The organism is Pseudophaeobacter sp. (assembly GCF_048267565.1).
GTDB classification, from domain to species: domain Bacteria; phylum Pseudomonadota; class Alphaproteobacteria; order Rhodobacterales; family Rhodobacteraceae; genus Pseudophaeobacter; species Pseudophaeobacter profundi.
The window spans coordinates 17337-34486 of sequence record NZ_JBLWXG010000006.1 but is presented as its reverse complement, the minus strand read 5'-3'; the positions used below and the strand labels follow the sequence as shown (position 1 = coordinate 34486).

14 protein-coding genes are annotated in these 17150 nt (G+C 57.6%); 9 read left to right on the top strand and 5 right to left on the bottom strand.

The genetic code is table 11. The features are described from left to right. Window positions 1–2: 2 nt before the first annotated feature. The 3 genes from ACN0VH_RS14140 to ACN0VH_RS14130 are packed head-to-tail and all read right to left on the bottom strand — an operon-like array spanning window position 3 to window position 2090. The gene (locus tag ACN0VH_RS14140) at window positions 3–605 is read right to left on the bottom strand and encodes a DUF1788 domain-containing protein (RefSeq protein WP_416536967.1); all 603 of its coding nucleotides are present in this window, start codon (window positions 603–605) and stop codon (window positions 3–5) included. A gap of 1 nt (window position 606) precedes the next feature. Then, a complete protein-coding gene (locus ACN0VH_RS14135) occupies window positions 607–1221 on the bottom strand; it encodes a DUF1819 family protein (RefSeq protein WP_417700948.1) in 615 nt (204 codons plus the stop codon). After that, window positions 1218–2090: a BrxR family transcriptional regulator gene (locus ACN0VH_RS14130; RefSeq protein WP_416536965.1), complete on the bottom strand. Its 873-nt coding sequence runs from the start codon at window positions 2088–2090 to the stop codon at window positions 1218–1220. Before ACN0VH_RS14130 ends, ACN0VH_RS14135 begins: the two co-directional genes overlap by 4 nt. Before the next feature lie 570 nt (window positions 2091–2660). On the opposite strand from ACN0VH_RS14130, the gene ACN0VH_RS14125 reads away from it, so the two are divergent. From ACN0VH_RS14125 to ACN0VH_RS14085, 9 genes are all read left to right on the top strand, one after another. Then, window positions 2661–3539, top strand: a complete 879-nt coding sequence (locus ACN0VH_RS14125) for an ArdC family protein (protein ID WP_416536964.1) — start codon at window positions 2661–2663, stop codon at window positions 3537–3539. 625 nt (window positions 3540–4164) lie between these two features. Then, window positions 4165–4473 carry a hypothetical protein gene (locus tag ACN0VH_RS14120; RefSeq protein ID WP_416536963.1) on the top strand — a complete coding sequence of 103 codons (309 nt, stop codon included), beginning with the start codon at window positions 4165–4167 and terminating at the stop codon, window positions 4471–4473. Further along, window positions 4470–4673, top strand: a complete 204-nt coding sequence (locus tag ACN0VH_RS14115) for a hypothetical protein (RefSeq protein WP_416536962.1) — start codon at window positions 4470–4472, stop codon at window positions 4671–4673. The genes ACN0VH_RS14120 and ACN0VH_RS14115 overlap by 4 nt, the downstream gene beginning before the upstream one ends. Next, on the top strand, window positions 4670–4894 hold the full coding sequence (locus ACN0VH_RS14110; RefSeq protein WP_416536961.1) for a hypothetical protein: 225 nt from the start codon (window positions 4670–4672) through the stop codon (window positions 4892–4894). Before ACN0VH_RS14115 ends, ACN0VH_RS14110 begins: the two co-directional genes overlap by 4 nt. Further along, on the top strand, window positions 4881–5162 hold the full coding sequence (locus tag ACN0VH_RS14105; RefSeq protein WP_416536960.1) for a hypothetical protein: 282 nt from the start codon (window positions 4881–4883) through the stop codon (window positions 5160–5162). Before ACN0VH_RS14110 ends, ACN0VH_RS14105 begins: the two co-directional genes overlap by 14 nt. 174 nt (window positions 5163–5336) lie before the next feature. Next, window positions 5337–5927, top strand: coding sequence for a hypothetical protein (locus ACN0VH_RS14100; RefSeq protein WP_417700947.1), 591 nt, complete (start codon window positions 5337–5339; stop codon window positions 5925–5927). Further along, window positions 5914–7722: a relaxase/mobilization nuclease domain-containing protein gene (locus ACN0VH_RS14095; RefSeq protein WP_417700946.1), complete on the top strand. Its 1809-nt coding sequence runs from the start codon at window positions 5914–5916 to the stop codon at window positions 7720–7722. The genes ACN0VH_RS14100 and ACN0VH_RS14095 overlap by 14 nt, the downstream gene beginning before the upstream one ends. Further along, on the top strand, window positions 7715–9607 hold the full coding sequence (locus ACN0VH_RS14090) for a type IV secretory system conjugative DNA transfer family protein (RefSeq protein WP_417700945.1): 1893 nt from the start codon (window positions 7715–7717) through the stop codon (window positions 9605–9607). Before ACN0VH_RS14095 ends, ACN0VH_RS14090 begins: the two co-directional genes overlap by 8 nt. 264 nt (window positions 9608–9871) lie before the next feature. Beyond that, window positions 9872–15031: an NACHT domain-containing protein gene (locus tag ACN0VH_RS14085; protein ID WP_417700944.1), complete on the top strand. Its 5160-nt coding sequence runs from the start codon at window positions 9872–9874 to the stop codon at window positions 15029–15031. A gap of 94 nt (window positions 15032–15125) precedes the next feature. On the opposite strand, the gene ACN0VH_RS14080 is transcribed toward ACN0VH_RS14085, so the two are convergent. Beyond that, a complete protein-coding gene (locus ACN0VH_RS14080; protein WP_303704452.1) occupies window positions 15126–15863 on the bottom strand; it encodes a hypothetical protein in 738 nt (245 codons plus the stop codon). Beyond that, on the bottom strand, window positions 15864–17132 hold the full coding sequence (locus ACN0VH_RS14075) for a phospholipase D family protein (protein WP_303704453.1): 1269 nt from the start codon (window positions 17130–17132) through the stop codon (window positions 15864–15866). Window positions 17133–17150 lie beyond the last annotated feature (18 nt).

Sequence of the window (17150 nt, the reverse complement as noted above, 5' to 3'; positions counted from 1 at the left end):
GCTTAGACCTCGTAATTCAGAATGTTGAAGGCGCGGTAATACTTGTCGTCATGAAGCTGACCAAAGAGATCCAATGACGCGCCAGTCGCCAAAGCATGGGTATAGCTTCCTGGGAAGAAGAGAACGGTTGGTGCTTCTTTCGCAGTGCTTTGTAGGTTGTTCAGCACGTTGTGAGAGCGGATGTAAGGGTATACCTCACCGACGCCTGACAAGAAAATGACGTCATGCGGGAGTGCTTGGATCGCCTGTCCAATACGCGGGATCAGGTGGGCCTGTGGGTCCAAGACGCCTTGTAGAAGCTCCTTGATCTCACCCTTGCTACTGTCGGCCTCAATTTCGAGAACCTGCTCTAAGATCCCGCGCTCTGAAAGTATGTCGAGCGCGATATCGTAAAGGTTCAGGTCCAACACTTGAGTGCCAGAGTGCTGAATTCGGGCCACAAGATCTTCGCGATCCTCAACCATGGTGAGCCCTTCCTCGGCAGGAAAGGGGTAGATAAAAAATGGCACTTCATTCCCTAGGCCTTGTTTGGTCAGGAAACGTTCGCTGGTGATCACGCGGTATAGATGCTCGGCCCGCTCTTTCCGGTTTAGTTCTCGTTTCAATTTAAGCTCCCTCGACCGGAACGCTGGGGAAAATGGCCAGATCGCCGGGGTTGTGGTCTTCAATCATGTGTTTCAAACGTGTGGAAATAATCGCGGTTTGAATGCGATCATCTTCTGAAATGATCCCGGCTTCACGCATCATGCGAAACATGATTTGACGAAGTTTCAGGCGGGTCGACCGACTTAATCCGGCCAGTCCTTCATCCCATTCAGCTTTTGCCTCAAAAAGAATGTCAAAGCTTTCGAGCGGTAGATCGAGTTGGTAAGATAGGTATCGCTCTCTCACCACTTCCACCGCAAATTCACGAATGAACCGATATGCGCGGCATGTGGCGATCCACAACATCGCCTGCTGTTCGGAGCGGTCCGCCTCTTCCACAAGGTAAGCGCGTTCCTCATCCGTAAGAGTAAGCAGGCGATTAGAAATTTCGCGCAACGATCGACGGTTCGATGCTGATTTCGGTAGGCTGGTTGTGCCTTCCTCCATGGCTCTGAGAATTGTGTCTTCCCAAGCTTCACCGTTTTCATGCAAGCGCGCGACTTCCAGGCTTTCGTTCAGGAAGAGCCCGCCGGTGCTAAATGACATCTTGTAGTCTTGTCTCGCGAAAGCACTCATCGCCGTCCCCTCTCGAGAGCAGCGCGGACTTCTCCGTCATTGATCAAAACTATGTGCTGATCCTGTGGGGCGCGGATACTTGGATCAACATCAAGGCCTAGCCGCTTTAGATTGTAGAACAATAGGCACTTTCGCACTGAAAGTTCTGCCGCCCCGTCATTCATTGCATAGTCTAGCTCTACAATCCTGCGTTGGTTTTCAGACAGGCCAGGGTGCGGTGCGATTTTGAGCGTTATTGTTTGGTGCCAGTCTTCATCGGTACCGGCGTCGGCATCTGAATGTTCCCCCAATGCGCTCTTCAGTATGCGTCCGAGAACAAAGTCTTTGAAAACTTGGTCTTTTGAGCAAAGCGCTCTCGCATGCCAACGAAATCCGTCATGTGCGAGGGCATGAGGAATGATAACGCGATTTTCTGGATCGGGGGAGGACATGGACTGATAGCTTATCTGCAGCTCTTTGCGCTGTTCACAGGCCAATAAGACGTTGCGAAGTGTTAGCGCGCTTAGTCCGCGCCCAGGCACAGTGGTTGCCAGAATGTCCGGTTGGTAGACAATCCAGTCTGCAGCGGGGACTGAACCGCCCCGTGAGATCGACAGGAGATCATCAAGATACTCTGACGGATCAAGCGCAGTGTAGTGTTCTTCGAACTTCGGGCCCAGAACGTAGGTCTTGGCCGTTTTATCGTAGATGATGTGTTCGGGATGATCATTGATGTAGCTATTGAGGTCTTTCGAAGCTTGAGCCCGACTGAGGCCCATAACATCCATCAGATCCGCAAGGCCGACACGTCCACGCCAAAAGACCCTGTGCTCAATGAATGCACGGCGATCCTGCTGCCATCGTGAAAGACTATTCGATTCGCTTGTCATAGCTTAAGTCTAGTTCAACCTAGAGGATGGGTCTACATTTAAGAACCATATACTCAGCGGACTGTCTGCGATATCTTGTAATTCTGTCAGCGGGTTGAGGGATTGCTTTGGCCTTGTATCGCGCGCGGCCTGGGAAGTATCGCATGGTTTCAGAAGAACGCGCGCTTAAGCGCGCGGGCAACATCTCCCAATAGACTGCACCGAGGCTCAACGGGCCGTTGGCCCGCTCACCCCGATCCAGACATCATCAATTTTGTTTGGTCCGCCCAACATCCCTGACCGTGGCGGTCAACCTTAGTCCATCCCCAAAATCAGCCATCAATTTCCCCTGTCTCGCGGGCGAGCCATTCCTCTCGGCGCAAATTGGCGTCTGATTTTGGCGCAGACATTTTCTTCGCAAATGTGGCCGATTGACAGCCCCGTTCAGGGCCGTGGGTCGGGCTTTGCCCTCTCCCACTCTGTTCCGCCGAATACATGCGTATTCGGTCAGATCAGGTGGCCGAGGCGCAGCCCATCGGCGGAAGGGGGCACGAAGCCTCACCCGCGTCACTTTGATCGAGGAGGCCACAAATGGCACCGAAGTTTGATGTTTATGCCCATGTCACCGACACCATTATTGCAGAGATCGAGGCGGGCACGCCGCCATGGCGCAAGCCGTGGACAGGGAGCGCGTCCGGCATTGCCCTGCCGACCCGACACAATGGCGAGGAGTATCGCGGGATAAATATCCTGATGCTCTGGGTCATGGCGGCCAAGCATGGCTATGTTTCGAGCCGCTGGATGACCTACAAACAGGCGCAGGAGCTGGACGGCCAAGTCCGCAAAGGCGAAACGTCGTCGACCGTAGTCAAATACGGGACGTTCACCCGAGAGAACGAATTGGGCATTGAGGAAGAAGTGCCCTACGCGCGCGCATACCGCGTCTTCAACGCGGATCAGATCGAAGGTTTGCCGGAGGAGTACTACATCCGTCCCGAGGCCCCGCGCGATCTTGGCACGACCGAAGATCCTGAGCTTGAGGCGTTTTTCAGACGGACAGGGGCAGAGATCCTCACCAGCGACGACCCACGCGCCTACTACAGCCCCGCCAAGGATCACATCCACGTGCCGCCGATTGCCACGTTTCACGATGCGGCAGGCTACTATGGGACGTTGGCCCATGAGTTGATCCATTGGACTGGCAGCGAAAAGCGGCTTGAGCGGATCAAGAAATTTGCGAACCGCGAAGCCTATGCCTTTGAAGAGCTGGTTGCAGAGATCGGCGCTTGTTTCCTTGGGGCTCAGATTGGTGTCGCGCCGGAACTCGGCCAAAGCGCCGCTTATGTTGAAGGGTGGTTGAAAGCTCTCAAAGAGGACAAGCGGGCGATTTTTCGCGCGGCGTCCGAGGCACAGAAGGCCGCCGATTTTGTTTTAACAGCCGCAGGTCAATCGAAAGCGGCCGCAGCATGAGCGGCCCCGCAATCCTGCCCCCTATGGCGTGCCGCAAATGCGGCACGTCAAACCCAGTGATCTTTCTCGCGCCGATCATCGTGAAAGGCAGTTGCACCTGTATTTGCCTAGATTGTGCCGAGGCCCGTTCGTGGTTGGACCCGGATGGCAACTTGAAGTCTGGTGTTGAGCTTTGAGCACCTGCGCCCCGCCTGAAGTGGCGGGGCGCAGGCCTTGGGGGATGAGATGAGGAATTGTGGCCCGTGCTGCTGCGCACGGGCCGCTATGAGAAACGGACTGTGCGGAGGATCGGCTGGCTTTCAGCCCGCTCACCTCCTTCAGGCTTCTTTCAATTTGACTGGTCCGCCCAACATCCCTGTCGCGTCCCGTCAATGGGCAAGCGCCGCGCGGGCGCGTCGTCAAAGTCTGCAACCCGTGTCCTCGCGCGAAGGCGCGCTGCGGGCCGCACCAGTTGCGGGCTTTGACCCATTGACTGGCCGCTCCAGGGCCGTGGGTCAGGCTGTGCCCCCACCCACTCTGTTCCGCCGAATACATGCGTATTCGGTCAGATCAGATTGGCCGGTGTGCAGCCCATCGGCGGAAGGGGAGCCAAGCCCCAACCGCAGCACCCAAGAGGAGGCCACAAATGGCACACAAATATCAGCCCTCGAAATTCTGGACCTGCGACTGTGATCGCGCGACCGGCGGTCACATCATCGACGGGCTCTATAGCTCCTGCGTCTATTGCGGGAAGCATCGGCACGAGCTGAAGGAGATCGTTGTTCCGTCAGGTCTGGGCGGCGTGTTCTGTGTCGAGATCCTCAGCGTTGAGGATGATTGCGCCAAGGTGAAGGTGGTCAAAAGCTCGAACGGCTTTGACGCGCTGCCGCCCTTCACGGTGCCGTTCAAAGACATCGCTCCGCGTTGGAAGCACAAGGCGGGAGAAATCCGATGATCCCCGACTATCACAGCAATGATTTTTCGACTTCGCGTCTGGAAGACACAGTGAGCTTGCGAAGCGCTGCCCGCGAGGCGCGTGCCACGCTTTACGCGGTGTTGAACCGGCTTGAGCTGAACGATCTGGACGGCGAGGAGCAGCCCTATATCGACGATTGTCTTGGGGCTCTCGCAATCCTTGAGGAGGCGTTGCGATGACCTTGGAAGAGATCAAAACGGTAGTGGACGCGGGCAACCGCGTTCACTGGGTCAACAGCGGGTATATGGTGACGCGTGATGACCTCGGGCAATACCTTATCACATTCGCGCGGAACGGGTCGGCTATCGGCTTGACCAGTCGGGATGGCACCCGCTTGAACGGCAAGCCTGACGAATTTTTCGTCGGTGAAAGCGCCGAGGTTTGCCATGAAATATTCTGACATCTGGCAGGCGGCCCGAGAGGGTCGCGCCAGTGTGCACCTACATGGGTTCTGCAATCTGACCGACGGCGGTCAGGAGTATTGTGATGATCCGGCACTGATCGATGGCTGGGCGATCTATGTCCGAGTTGAGACCCCGGACGACCCGCAACAGCCCTTTGATCTGCACGAGCTGCCCGATCATCAAACCTATGCCAGCGCTGAAGGCGCGGCCCGCGCAATAGCGCTGCGATTGCTTGGCGATGCTGAGGCGTGGAACCACGATTAGTGGTGCCATGCCTTGCGCATGTGGCCGGGCTTTGCCCGGCGGTCGCAGCCTATGGCTGCTCCAAACGGAATACAGGCAGTTGATTCAATATTATAATATTGAATCAATTATGGTGAAATGCCATAACAGGGCTGCCTGTATGATGCTGGCAAGAAATAGGGGTGATTACTTCACATGGGCCGACCGCGCGCACCACGGCACAAGCGACTGACGCAGAACCAGCGTTTCGCTATCGTGCGCAAGCGTGCCGAGGGGGTGCCGATCGAGGATCTGGCCCGTGAATTCGGCGTCACGCCCCGCAGCATCTTCTACACGTTAAAGGCCGATCAAAGCCGCAAGCTCGACGCACGCGTCCGCTCCGAACTGGTGAATGTCCGGCTGACGCCAAAGGAGCTTGCGAGCTTCGATGCGGTGCTGACGCGGCATGATATCACCAGCCGCGCCGAGGGGCTGCGGCGGCTGATCCATGCTTCGAACGATCTTTTCGTTCCAGACGATGAGCTGGCCAACCAGATACAGGGGTTATCGGCTTCGCTCAACCGCACCGGCAACAATATCAACCAGATTGCGCAGCGCATGAACGAGGCAAAACGTCAGGGCAAGACGCCGCCCTATGGCAATTCTGCCCATAGCCAGGTCCGCGCCTTGGCCGGGCTGATCTTCGACATCGCTGACCAGGTTCAAGACATGGCGCAGCGCCGCCGCAGCGCGCTGTCCGGCAAGGTTGCCCGCGTACTGGGAGGTTTTGCCGATGGCCCGGAATAGCGCCGTTGCCGCCGCGCAAGAGGCCTTCTTCGATCGCGACTGGAGCCGCATTCGCGGCAGCGTTCCTCGCGCCCGTGCCAAGCAGATGGCGCGCGCCGCCATGGGGCATTCCCCCGCGATCTTCAAAGCCATTCGCGACGGCGGAACGCACAACAAAGCGCAGCTGCGCAACCAGCTGGAATACCTGACAACCAAGTCGAGCTTTATCATCGACAGCCGTGGCACCTATGACGGCCAAAGCGTTCTGTCAGCCAAAGAGATCGAACAAGTCACGCGCCGATTTTCCGCACAGTGGAATGAGGGGTTTCATCCCAAGCTAGGACATACCTCACACCTCTTGATGGCTTTCCCGATTGGCACGCGCGGCGAGGATGTTGCCGAAATTACGCGCGAGATCTGCGAGCGGTTCTTTCAGGGCGAAGGCAGCCATTTTGACTACATCGCCGCCGTGCATGAGGACCGGGATCACCCGCACGCCCACATCGTCCTGAACCGGCGCAGCAAGGATGGTGAATTCTTCTTTCTGAAAGAAGGGCACCACTTCAACTACGACAGTTTTCGCGAGGCGATGGTCGAGGTGTCGGACCGCTACGGGCTGAGGCTTGAGGCGACGCGAAAGCTCGAACGTGGCATCACGACGAAGAGGCCAAGCGACGTGGACCAACGTCGTGCGGAAACCACCGGCCAGAAGCTGGCTGAGCGCGAGCGCGTAGGGCCAGAGCTTGACCGTGCCTTAGCCGAAGTGGCGCAGAACGCGCAGCTCTATCGCGGCTTGGCGGCAGAAGCCTCGCGAGAGAACCAGCATGACATTGCAGCAGCTTTGGACAAGGCCGCGACGCTTTTGGCGCAGGGCAAACCGATTGAAGCAGATGGAAAGGTATATGGCATGGCCGAAGAACAGCATTCGTTTGATGAGGTCGTGGATGCCTTTCACGACAAGATCAACCAAGCCGAACGCATTGTAGCGGATGCCCCTGTGGAGCGGCGCGCGGCGCTCGAGCATGAGCTGAACGACATCTATCGTTCACTGTCACATCTGAGCCCCATGGGAACGCAGTCCCACATCTTGCTCGAAGACGCGTCCAATAGTGGGATCTATTCTGCCGCAAATATACGGGCCGAGGCCCAAGGCGCTTTGCAGGAGACGGCGCTCGCCGAACGTCTAGAACAGGCTTTGAAAGGCACCGGCATTGACGCGCAAGAGGTGACGTGTCGCGTTGAAATCGGCGCGGGCAATGCCGCGCTGGAGCGGCAATGGCTTGGACAGGATTTGAAGGCGATTGCCGAGAAGGAGGGTTTTGATCTGGCGCGCGCCGATGAACTGGAGAAGGCGATCGACCGTCTCGATCAAGTTCACAGCGATCTGGGCCGTGTGTTGGCCGACGCTGAGGTTCTCAAAGACAGTGGTGCGGGGGAACCCGACCGGCAGGAAGCCATAGCCGACAGGTTGCCGCCGACCACCTCAGAAATCCTGAGCCGTATGAGGGACGACCCAACCGCAGATCCATTCCGAAACGATGAGGAACGCGAGACCTTGCGTGCCGAGCTGGAGGAGCTGGTCGGTGAAGAAAACACCCCGGACTTGGCGATTAGCGATGAGACCGCGCTGGAGGAACATATTGAAGACCGCCTGGACCGGCTTTATGCGGCCAAGGCATATCTCCAGAGCGATGCCGCTCTGGCGAGCAGCGTGGCGATGGAGCACGTCCTCGACGAGATCGCCAATGAGGAAATAGATCTCCAACGCGAGCGGCATGTTGCTACCGACGGCGAAAAGGGCGTGACGCATGGGTAAGGCGCGGATCGCACTCGGCGTCATGAGCTTTGCTCTTCTGGGAGCGGTGTTGGGCTATGTTCTGTCGTCGGCCTTTCTGACGTTCCGCTGGTTCGGGGTCGGGGCGGACATAGATTTCTTGATGCTCGCGCGTGGCTACGGGGCTCTTCGAACAATCCATCCCGACGATATGCAGATCGTTCACTTGATCGTGGGGATCAGCACGGGTTTCGGTGTTCTGCTTAGTGCCGTCTTGATGAACGACACACTGACCAAGTTCGGTGAAACCCATTGGCAGCACATGTCCGAGATGAAGCGGAACGGCTTTTTCGGAAAGCCCGGCCACGGCTTCGTCCTCGGAAAAATGGGCAAGCCCAAGAGTCGCAAACCCTTCGTGATGTCCAAGGTGTTCCCCCATGCCCTGATCGTCGCCCCGACCGGCCGCGGCAAGACGACGGGTTTTGTTATCCCAAACCTTCTGACCTATCAGGGCAGCGCCGTGGTGCTGGACGTGAAGGGTGAAAACTTCGGTGCGACGGCGCGCCACAGGGCCGCGCAGGGCGACAAGGTGTTCCGGTTTGCGCCCACGGACTGGAAGGATGGCCGCTCGCACCGCTACAATCCCTTGCTGCGGATATCGGCGCTCGAAAACGTCGACCGTCAGCAGATGGAGCTGCAACTCCTAGCTTCGCTGTTCCTGCAAGCAGATAATGATCGGGTTCAAGGGCTTCTTGATGGCGGCATTGATCTGTTCGTGGCGGCAGGGCTTTTGGCGTTCGAGCGAAAGCGGCCGACCCTCGGCGAAGTCTACCGCATCACCGCATCGGGCGGGGACAAGCAGAAGGAGTATCGTCGCCGCGCCGACGAAGTGGTCAATCCAGCTGCCAAGCTGATCTTCATGCGCATGGCCTCAACCAACAACGACACGCTGACGTCTTACCTGTCGCTTTTGATGACCTCGGGCCTCAAACAATGGTCAAACCCCGCGATCGACCGTGCGACCGGAACGTCAGATTTCGATTTCCGCGACATCCGCAAGACGCCGTTTTCGGTCTATCTGGTGGTGGAGCCGCTGATGGTCAAACCCCTCGCGCCACTGATCCGCTTGTTCTTCTCGGACTTGTTGGCATCGCTGCAAGACCATGAGCCCGGCAAGGACGAGCCTTGGCCTGTGATGATCATGCTCGATGAGTTCAACCGCCTGGGCAAAATGCCGATCGTGCTCGACAGCATCGAAACTCTGCGCTCCTACCGCGCCAATCTCGCGATCGTCACCCAGACCATCCCGGCGCTAGATGAAATCTACGGCGAAAATGCCCGCCGCGCGCTGCAGGGCAACGCAGGCATCAAGCTCTATCTGACCCCCTCAGATGAAAAGACCATCGAAGAGCTCAGCAAAGCCGTCGGCAAAACCACCAAACGGGTTGTGACCCGCTCGCGCTCAGTCGGCCGAAACCCCTTCGCTGGGCGCAGCATGTCCGAACGAACCGAAGAAACCGCGCTCCTATCCGAGGATGAGGCACGGCGCATGGATCTTGATGACATCGTTCTGGTGGTCGACGCGCAAATGCCCGTGCGCGCCAAGCGGATCAAATACTATGACGACCGGTTCTTTAAGCAGATATTCGACAAGCAGACAGGCGATCTGCCATACCCCTCAGCCGGGGACCAAATGCGCGGGCTGCAAGGGCAGATCAAGGCGCTGGAGGCTAAGATTGGGGCGTTGGAAGTGCCAAGAGGGACTGCCGACAATGCCTTGGAAGGTGGTGGAAAACGGCCCGATGAGATTGAAGAATTGGCGTCCGGTAGTCAAAATGCTCAGTCAGATGAACAGGCCAGTTTGGGTGATTATCAGGCCGGAACAGAAAGGGTAGAAAGGTTTATGGAAGAAGCTGCTCGGGAATGAGGGCGGATTCCGGAGGTACGCCGCGGGCGCGAAGGGCCACCCAATCTACTGGGAATTCGGACATTCCGCCCTAAGCTCAGGCCAGCAGGTTTAGCATGACAAGTGGATTCCTGAGCTCCGTCGCATGGAAGACTTGCGTCGCGGACGGGACGCAAGTCAAAAGACCGTGGTAATTTCTTCAGAGAAACCAAGAAGGCATAACTAAGAAAACAATCGAAATAGTTCGATGTTTACGCTATCGCGTAGATCAACTGCAGGATTGATTTGAAGACGACCTACACGATGAGCCCTTCCCCCGAGGAAAGCACAAGTTCCAAACAGAAAGGCTCCAGTCCAGTCGGGCGCGGGGGCGCCGGCACCTATATTGAGGGCCAGCTTGGCGCCTATTATCTCCTGCAGATGCTCGCTGGCAGCGATGCGCGCGGCCTCCCCAATGCCAGGATCGAGCGGGTGCAGCTTCAGGGCGAAAATGAAGGCTATGCCCTCGATGACCTGATCGTGCACAGTGTTTCGGACAAAGGCACCTCGCTTCTCGAGATCCAGTCGAAACGCACAATCCGTTTTTCGCCCAAAGACACTATCTTTCAAGACGTCTGCGGACAGATCGTACGCAGCAATCCCTCTCAGAAGCCGACGGACCGCCATTTACTGGCGGTTGCGACCCAGCGAACTAGCTTTGCTATCTCTGGCCCGTATCAGGACGTGCTCGAATGGGCGCGCAGAGCGGAAAGTGGCGTCCAATTTTTCGCGCGGTTAGCCCTCCCAGGTGTCGCCAGCGAGGAGATGCGTAGTTTCGCCAAAGCATTCCGCAGCAATCTTGTGGCTCATGGAGTGGCGGACGAGGACGAAGCCGTCTGGTCCATATTCCGCAGGTTCATGATCCTTGAGTTCGATTTCGAGTCGGCTGCACCGGAGGCGAAGGCCCATGCTCTGACACTGGCCCGTCAGGTTCTCGCGCCGGACGATGCGACACGTGCCGAGGCACTTTGGAGCAATCTCATCGAAATCGTCATCGAGATGGGCAAGGCCGGTGGCTCGGTCACGCACCAATCACTCACCGAGAGACTGACGACGCGTGGCTTCCACCTAGTGGGCGATCAGAATTTCTCGCTCGCCCGCGCCAAGCTGGCGGAGATGTCGCGCCACGCACTCATGGAGATCGGTACCACTGTCGGCGGCGTCAATCTCCCCCGCCTCGGCGCGCTTGCCGATCTCGAGAAAGCACGCGACGGGCATCGCTTCATCGAGATCACTGGCAAACCGGGGGTGGGAAAATCGTGGGTCTTGAGACATCTTGCTGAGCGGATAGGCCATGAGGGCCATGTCATCGTACTTGATCCCGTAGGCACGCCCGACGGGGGATGGTCGGCGCTCGCGCAACGTCTCGAAATGCCCGGGACCGCCAAGAATTTCTTGTGGGACCTTGCGGCCGGTGGCGGCGGGGTCTTGTTCATTGACGGCCTTGAGATGTTCACGTCCGTCGAGCGCCGCCGCACAGTGAATGACTTGCTGCGCGAGGTTGCAGAGGTCCCAGGCTTCTCCGTAGTCGTGTCCAAACGACCCGATGTCGGAGTCGAAGACACTCGCTGGGTCGCCGAGGACGCGCTCGCGAAGTTGGGTACGCCCTGCGAAGTGGTCGTGGCCGAACTGAACGACGACGAGGTAGCAGCCCTGAGCACTGCCGCCCCGGAACTGCGCGCTCTGCTGTCGCGAGATCATCCGGCCGCGAGCATTGCGCGCAACCTCTATCGATTGGCCCAATTGCTCAAGGTCCCGAAATCGGCCGAAATTCGAACTGAAGCAGCGCTTGCCGATCGTTGGTGGAAGAGTGCTGATGGCGCAAAGCCAGATGATGTTCGCCCGGCGCAACGGCTCTTGGCCGAGCTAGCAGAAGCGGCGCTGGCAGGACAGGAGCTGATTGAGGCGTCGACGGACACGGCGGCACGAGCTCATCTACTGCGTAGCCTGACCCTGTCCGAACCAAGGCGCGACCGTCTCAGCTTCTACCATGACGTGCTGCGCGACTGGGCGATCGGCGCGCGTCTTAATGAAGACATCAAGTTGCTCGACAGCGTCGATCTTTCGGTGCCGCCATCGCCACGGGTGGCGCGTGGCATCGAGTTTGCCGGGCGCTTCGCACTCGAACAGGGACCGGATGGCTTGAACTGGATAGCCCTCCTTGGGGCCCTCTCGCGACCAGGCGCCCATGACGCATGGCGTCGCCAAGCTCTCATGGCGATAGTACGATCCGAGCTGTCGTCGCAGCTTCTGAACTGCTGCCGCGCTGCTTTGCTTGCCGACGGGGGCATGTTGCTCGTCGAGATTTGTACCGCCATCGTCGCGACCGAAACAATCTCGGCCGCATCCGCCTTCGAGCAGATGGCCGAGAAGGGCGCTGAGCTTCCCGTCGAGGCGCCGAGCTCTTTTCGCATCGCCACGACGCTATCGGCGCCCACGGTTCTCACGTGGTGCGCTGTGAAAGCCAGCGAGATTCCAGTGCAAGCGATAGTTGCTGTTCTGAAGCTCGTTGAAGTCCAGTTTCTAACATTGATGAGCATTCCTGAACTCGGGCAGCTTACGGCGAAGATGTTGTTTGGGTGGCTTATGCAGCTTGACCTGCGTGCATCCACCGTCACGATCCCGGGTGCTCAGGATACGCCATGGATAGAACGTTCAAGCCGCGCGACGATGATCGAAGACCTTCGGAACATGGCCCTTCTAAGCGCGTCACACGCGCCGGAAGACACGAAGGCCTATTTGAGCGCGATCGCGAAAGAGAACGATCACTACAAGGTCAAGGCAATAAGGCCGTTCAGTAAAACCTTGGCCAACGTCGCGCCGAACGAGCTTGCGGCACTTATCACGTTCAGTCTTATAGAACAGCCACGTCGAGGTCGATCACGACGGGATTCCCTGAACGGCGCGTTCGGCTTTGCGGATACCGACTACATGCCGGTGTCGCCAGCGCAGCCCCCTTTTCTCGACTTGCTCGATGCGGACCCCGAGATCGGACTCGGCCTGATCCGAACACTCGTTGACGCGGCAGTCGCGCACCATGCGGATGGCACGAAGGCGGGAACGGACGGATTCACGGTCGTCTTCGACGGGAAGCCGCGGTTCTTTCCATGGGAACGGACCTATTATTGGTCACGCTCGAGCCAAGCGCAGGAGTACGCGGTATCTTCTGGCCTGATGGCGCTCGAAGCCTGGTCGCATGAGCGCCTCGAGAAAGGCGAAGATGTCGAAGTGGTTCTGAGGGACGTCCTCGGGCCGGAAGGTAGTTGTGCCGGGTACCTGTGTGTCGCGCTCGATGTTCTCCTCTCGCATTGGCCGACGACACGCGACGCGCTCGTCCCGTTCGTGGCGAACCCCTCCCTGCTTGCCAATGATCGCACGCGAGCGGGGTTGGAGAGACTTGGAGGCGGGATGATGAAGCCGGAGCCCAAGGGCCGCGTCATGCTAGCCGATCTCGCGAAGCGCCCATCACGCTCCATAATGCTCGAGCGGCTGATCCCCTATTACATGGCCGAAGATCACGCGGGGCAGGTGGTACGCTCTTTGTTGACTGAAGCTGTCCAAGAGGCTGGCCCGTACAGCGCGGAAGCGAACTTTGGCGATCCAGCGTTTATGGGATCCTATGCACTCAACATGCTTGACCGGTCGAACTGGGTCGAAGTTGAAGGTGGCCTTGGCTACAAATCACCACCGGCAGAAGCCGAGCATCTCGAGTGCCTCGAGGCCAATCGACAGGCACATGAGCGGTCCTTCACGATTGAAACAAGAATTCAGCTGGCGATAAGTGATCCTACAAAGGGTTCGCCCAACTTGGTGAGCGAGGCCCTCGAATACGCTGCTGGCGATCTGCCTGACTACAGCGACACAGATTATCTCAAGTCACGATCGACAAGGCTGATTTCGACGGCCATGCTTGTTGCACGGGACGGTGAGGATACTCTCCTGGACGAGAATGAGGATTGGGTTCGAACCGTGATTGCCACCGCCTTGGCGGAAGAGGTCGACAGCTACGGCTCGAAAGAACGGCTGGACTACAATCGCCCGGCGCAGGGCATATGCGCTCTAATCCATCTTTGGCATCGAAGACGGCGGGTCGAGGACCGCAACCAGCTACTGAGAACCGTCGCTCGACAAGACCAGGCCGCCTTCGTTTCCATGGCGGCAGCACATGCTAGCATCAGAGATGCCGATCCGCGACTGATCAAAGCTGCAATCCGTATCGCTTTCACCTGCTGCCGTTGGCGTTGGAATCCCCATGACGAGGACGCCTCAACTCGAGAGGCTTACGAGGAGGGGAAAGCGGGGAAGGACGCTGACGCGGTTACATCCGAGATCGCTTGGCTCGATGGCGGACCTGAGCCGACTTGGCCGGAGCTTCCGGAAGATACACCGTCATTTTCGCGTCAGCCGCGTGCGATTGTCTCACCGAACAGTGAACATATTGACCTTCAGCGTGACGACGTCTCCCTGAGGCGTAGCTCCAGGGAGGCGGTCGTTCACGCCAATGACCAAGAGCTTTCACGGTGGTTGAGTCTGCTAAATGTTGAAGGATGCACTCGGCCGGGCTGGTACCTTGAGATCATTGAATCTTATGCGCCTTGGTCAGCACGAATGAATGGTCACGGCTATTCCGCTGATGCTGAACTCAGTCAGACGCCAAGCGATTGGAACAATCAGTTTTACGCCCTGGTATCATCTGCCTTGATGGACGCCGCGGAGGATCAGTTCTGGTTGTTTCTAAAGCCGATAATTGAGCTACCTGACCGGCCATTTTGCGATGTCGCTGAAACGGTCATTCATGCAGCTGATGTTCACTATTTCAATGAGCCGCACCGGCCGTCAGCTCGGGCGTCCGCTTTGCGGCAGAAGATGGTTGCGCGGGCGATTGAGCTGAATCGATGGTCTTGGGACCGTCGCCGGGTAGAACTCGGGATCGACTTACAAACCGGTCCAATGATCGGTACGTTGCTGATGAACCTCCACAACCCATTTTCTGGAGCAAAATCTTATCTCGTTCCGGCTGTCTTCGACCGGGTTGATCCGCTTCTTGAAACGCTACGCCCGATGATTTCAGGCGGTCCTACGGCCTTCATCGCACTCTGCACGATGAACACCCTGAACGTTGCTCCGACAGCACGACATCTCGATTTCCTCTTGAACGCGGTCGAAACTTGGCTCGATGCAACGAACGGCGACCGCTCGATGTGGCATGAGCTCAGTATCGGTCGAAAAGTCGCTGAATGGTTAAAGGCGGCGGCGGTCGATGATCCCTCCCTGTATGGTCAGTCTCACCTGTCACGCAGCCGCATCGATGCCATCCTTGGGCGTCTCGTCAGCTTGGGCGTATCAGAGGCCCACGAGCTGGAAGTTAGGATCCAAACGGAAGCGAACAGTCAAACCCCACCTTGATAGGTTCGCAGTCTGGACACTACGATGGTGCCGGACCAGCCGTACGAGGGGCTATTGGCCTGCCGCGAACCGCTACGCAAGTTTGTCCTGTCCGTCACGGTATTTCGACGACGAAGCCTTCGGGCGGCTTGTAAAGTAAAGATCGTTTGATGCGCGCTTCGTCGATACCGGTTCTAGCGACAATCTCGTCCTTAAAAGTGCAGAAATCTTTGTAGGACATACGAGGATCGATCATGAACTGGTCGAACACTGCATGGGGATTGAGTTCGTATTTATAGACGCCGCCGCCGTGCTTGCTGTTTTGGCCTTCGAAATAGATCAGCCGAACTTCGTCCTCGTGCTCGAAAGCATCCCGTTTCTTGAGAAGGGACCTTGCAACGGCTTCGGCGTTCAGACCGTCCTTGAACACCGTGCGCGCGAATTTCTTGAGCTCAAAATCGGGCGGATAGTCGACCTTGCCGATGAAGCAGCTATCGTTGGTCACACCCTTGTTGGCAGCGCAAAGGCTGTCGATCAGTCTGCCAACTGTTGTTCTGACTCGCACGGCATCCGTTTTCGGCGAGTAGATCCGCCACATCGCATCCGATCTCTTCTTGAGCGTCCAGCACTGGCCGTAGACATCCTCGTGGAAGGCGAACTCTCCGGTCTCGCCAGCGGCGGTGCGGACAGGCGACCTCAAGATGAAATTCTCGAACGGGTCTTCCCACATGGTCGGCCAGACCAAGGCGTTCTTCTTCTCGCCAAAGAGCTCAAAGAAGCGATTGCGCGGGAAAACCCTGTAGATGGTGGTGCGCCGTGTGATGTCGCCGATAATTGTGCTGTGTTTTGCCATTCAGGCTCCTTTCACATCGAAGCCGAGGAACCGCAATGCTTTGGCCATGCGTCCGTTCATCGGCGGGCATTCGTCGGGTTTGACAGTGCCGTAGAGTTCGAGGGCGCAGAAATAAGCAAAGCGCTTCAGCTTGATCGAGCGGTCATAGAGTACATCGTGGAAGCGTTGGATGAAATCGCCGGGGCCGTGCAGTAGGTAGGTCAATGTAGATTTTACGCGGTCGACATCTTCGTTGTTTGCCCTCCAGAATTCAGCGGGAAGGTTTTTCAGGCCTCCTTTGACGAAGCGCAGCTGTTCTGTGAAGGCATGCAGTGACATCAGGCCGTCAGTGATTTCTTCCTTGCTGGCCGCTTCGATTGCCTCGCGTGTGCCGAATGTTCGTTTCACCGTCTCAAGCCAGGCGGCGTAGTCCTCCGGCACCTTGTTATTGGCAGCATCAACCCATTCCAGCGCGTAGTGCATGATCTCCTTGCGGCGGTCTTCAGTGCTGCGCAGCGGGGCAGCCTGCCATGCCTCATCGCCGATCACATGGGTCAGTCTGACGTAGTTCAGGAAGCGGTTGGTCTCGTTTTCGATACTGACATTTGCGAGATCAGGTCGGCGATATCCATGTTCGTCGAGGATCGTCGTCACCTCGCTGAAGGCAGGGCGGTACTGTTCGTAGACTTCCTGCCTTAGGGTTTCCAAAAATACGCGTTCGCTGGATTTCTCGTGGCTTTTGACGTTGATGTTGTGTGGCTGCGCTTGTCCCAGCGCGGCCTCGATCTCCTTTTCAGGATCGGGCGTGCGCCGTTTCAGTTCATTGTAGGTTTTCTCGAAAGTGTCGAGCTTTTCCCGCGTCAGGACCTGCCCGGCATCCCAAAGCTCGATAAATAGTGCGCGGATGTCGTCGACGGCGTCGGCATCATCGTTACGCTCGAGGCGAATGACCGCTTCGCGGTTGGCGCGGAGGCCGCCATCGGTCAGGTTTGACGAGCCCAGCAGGGCAGCTTGGTCGAAGATGTAGATTTTTGCGTGGAACCGGCTGGTTAGGTAGCGGATCGCGATACCCGGCACTTCGAATAGCTTGCGCAGTGCTTGCGGGCTGGTCGCTTCGTTCAGACCGATGAGCAACTGTACTGTCTTGCCCTCTCGTGCGGCCTTCAGAAGCTGGTCGGGCTGCGTAAAATAGGGTGCTGCCAGATGCAGCCGCGATGACTCCGCAATCAGGTGCGTGAAGGGATTGATGACAAAGTCTTTATTGGGACCATTTGAGAATATCCTGCTCATACCGCTCCTCATTGAAAT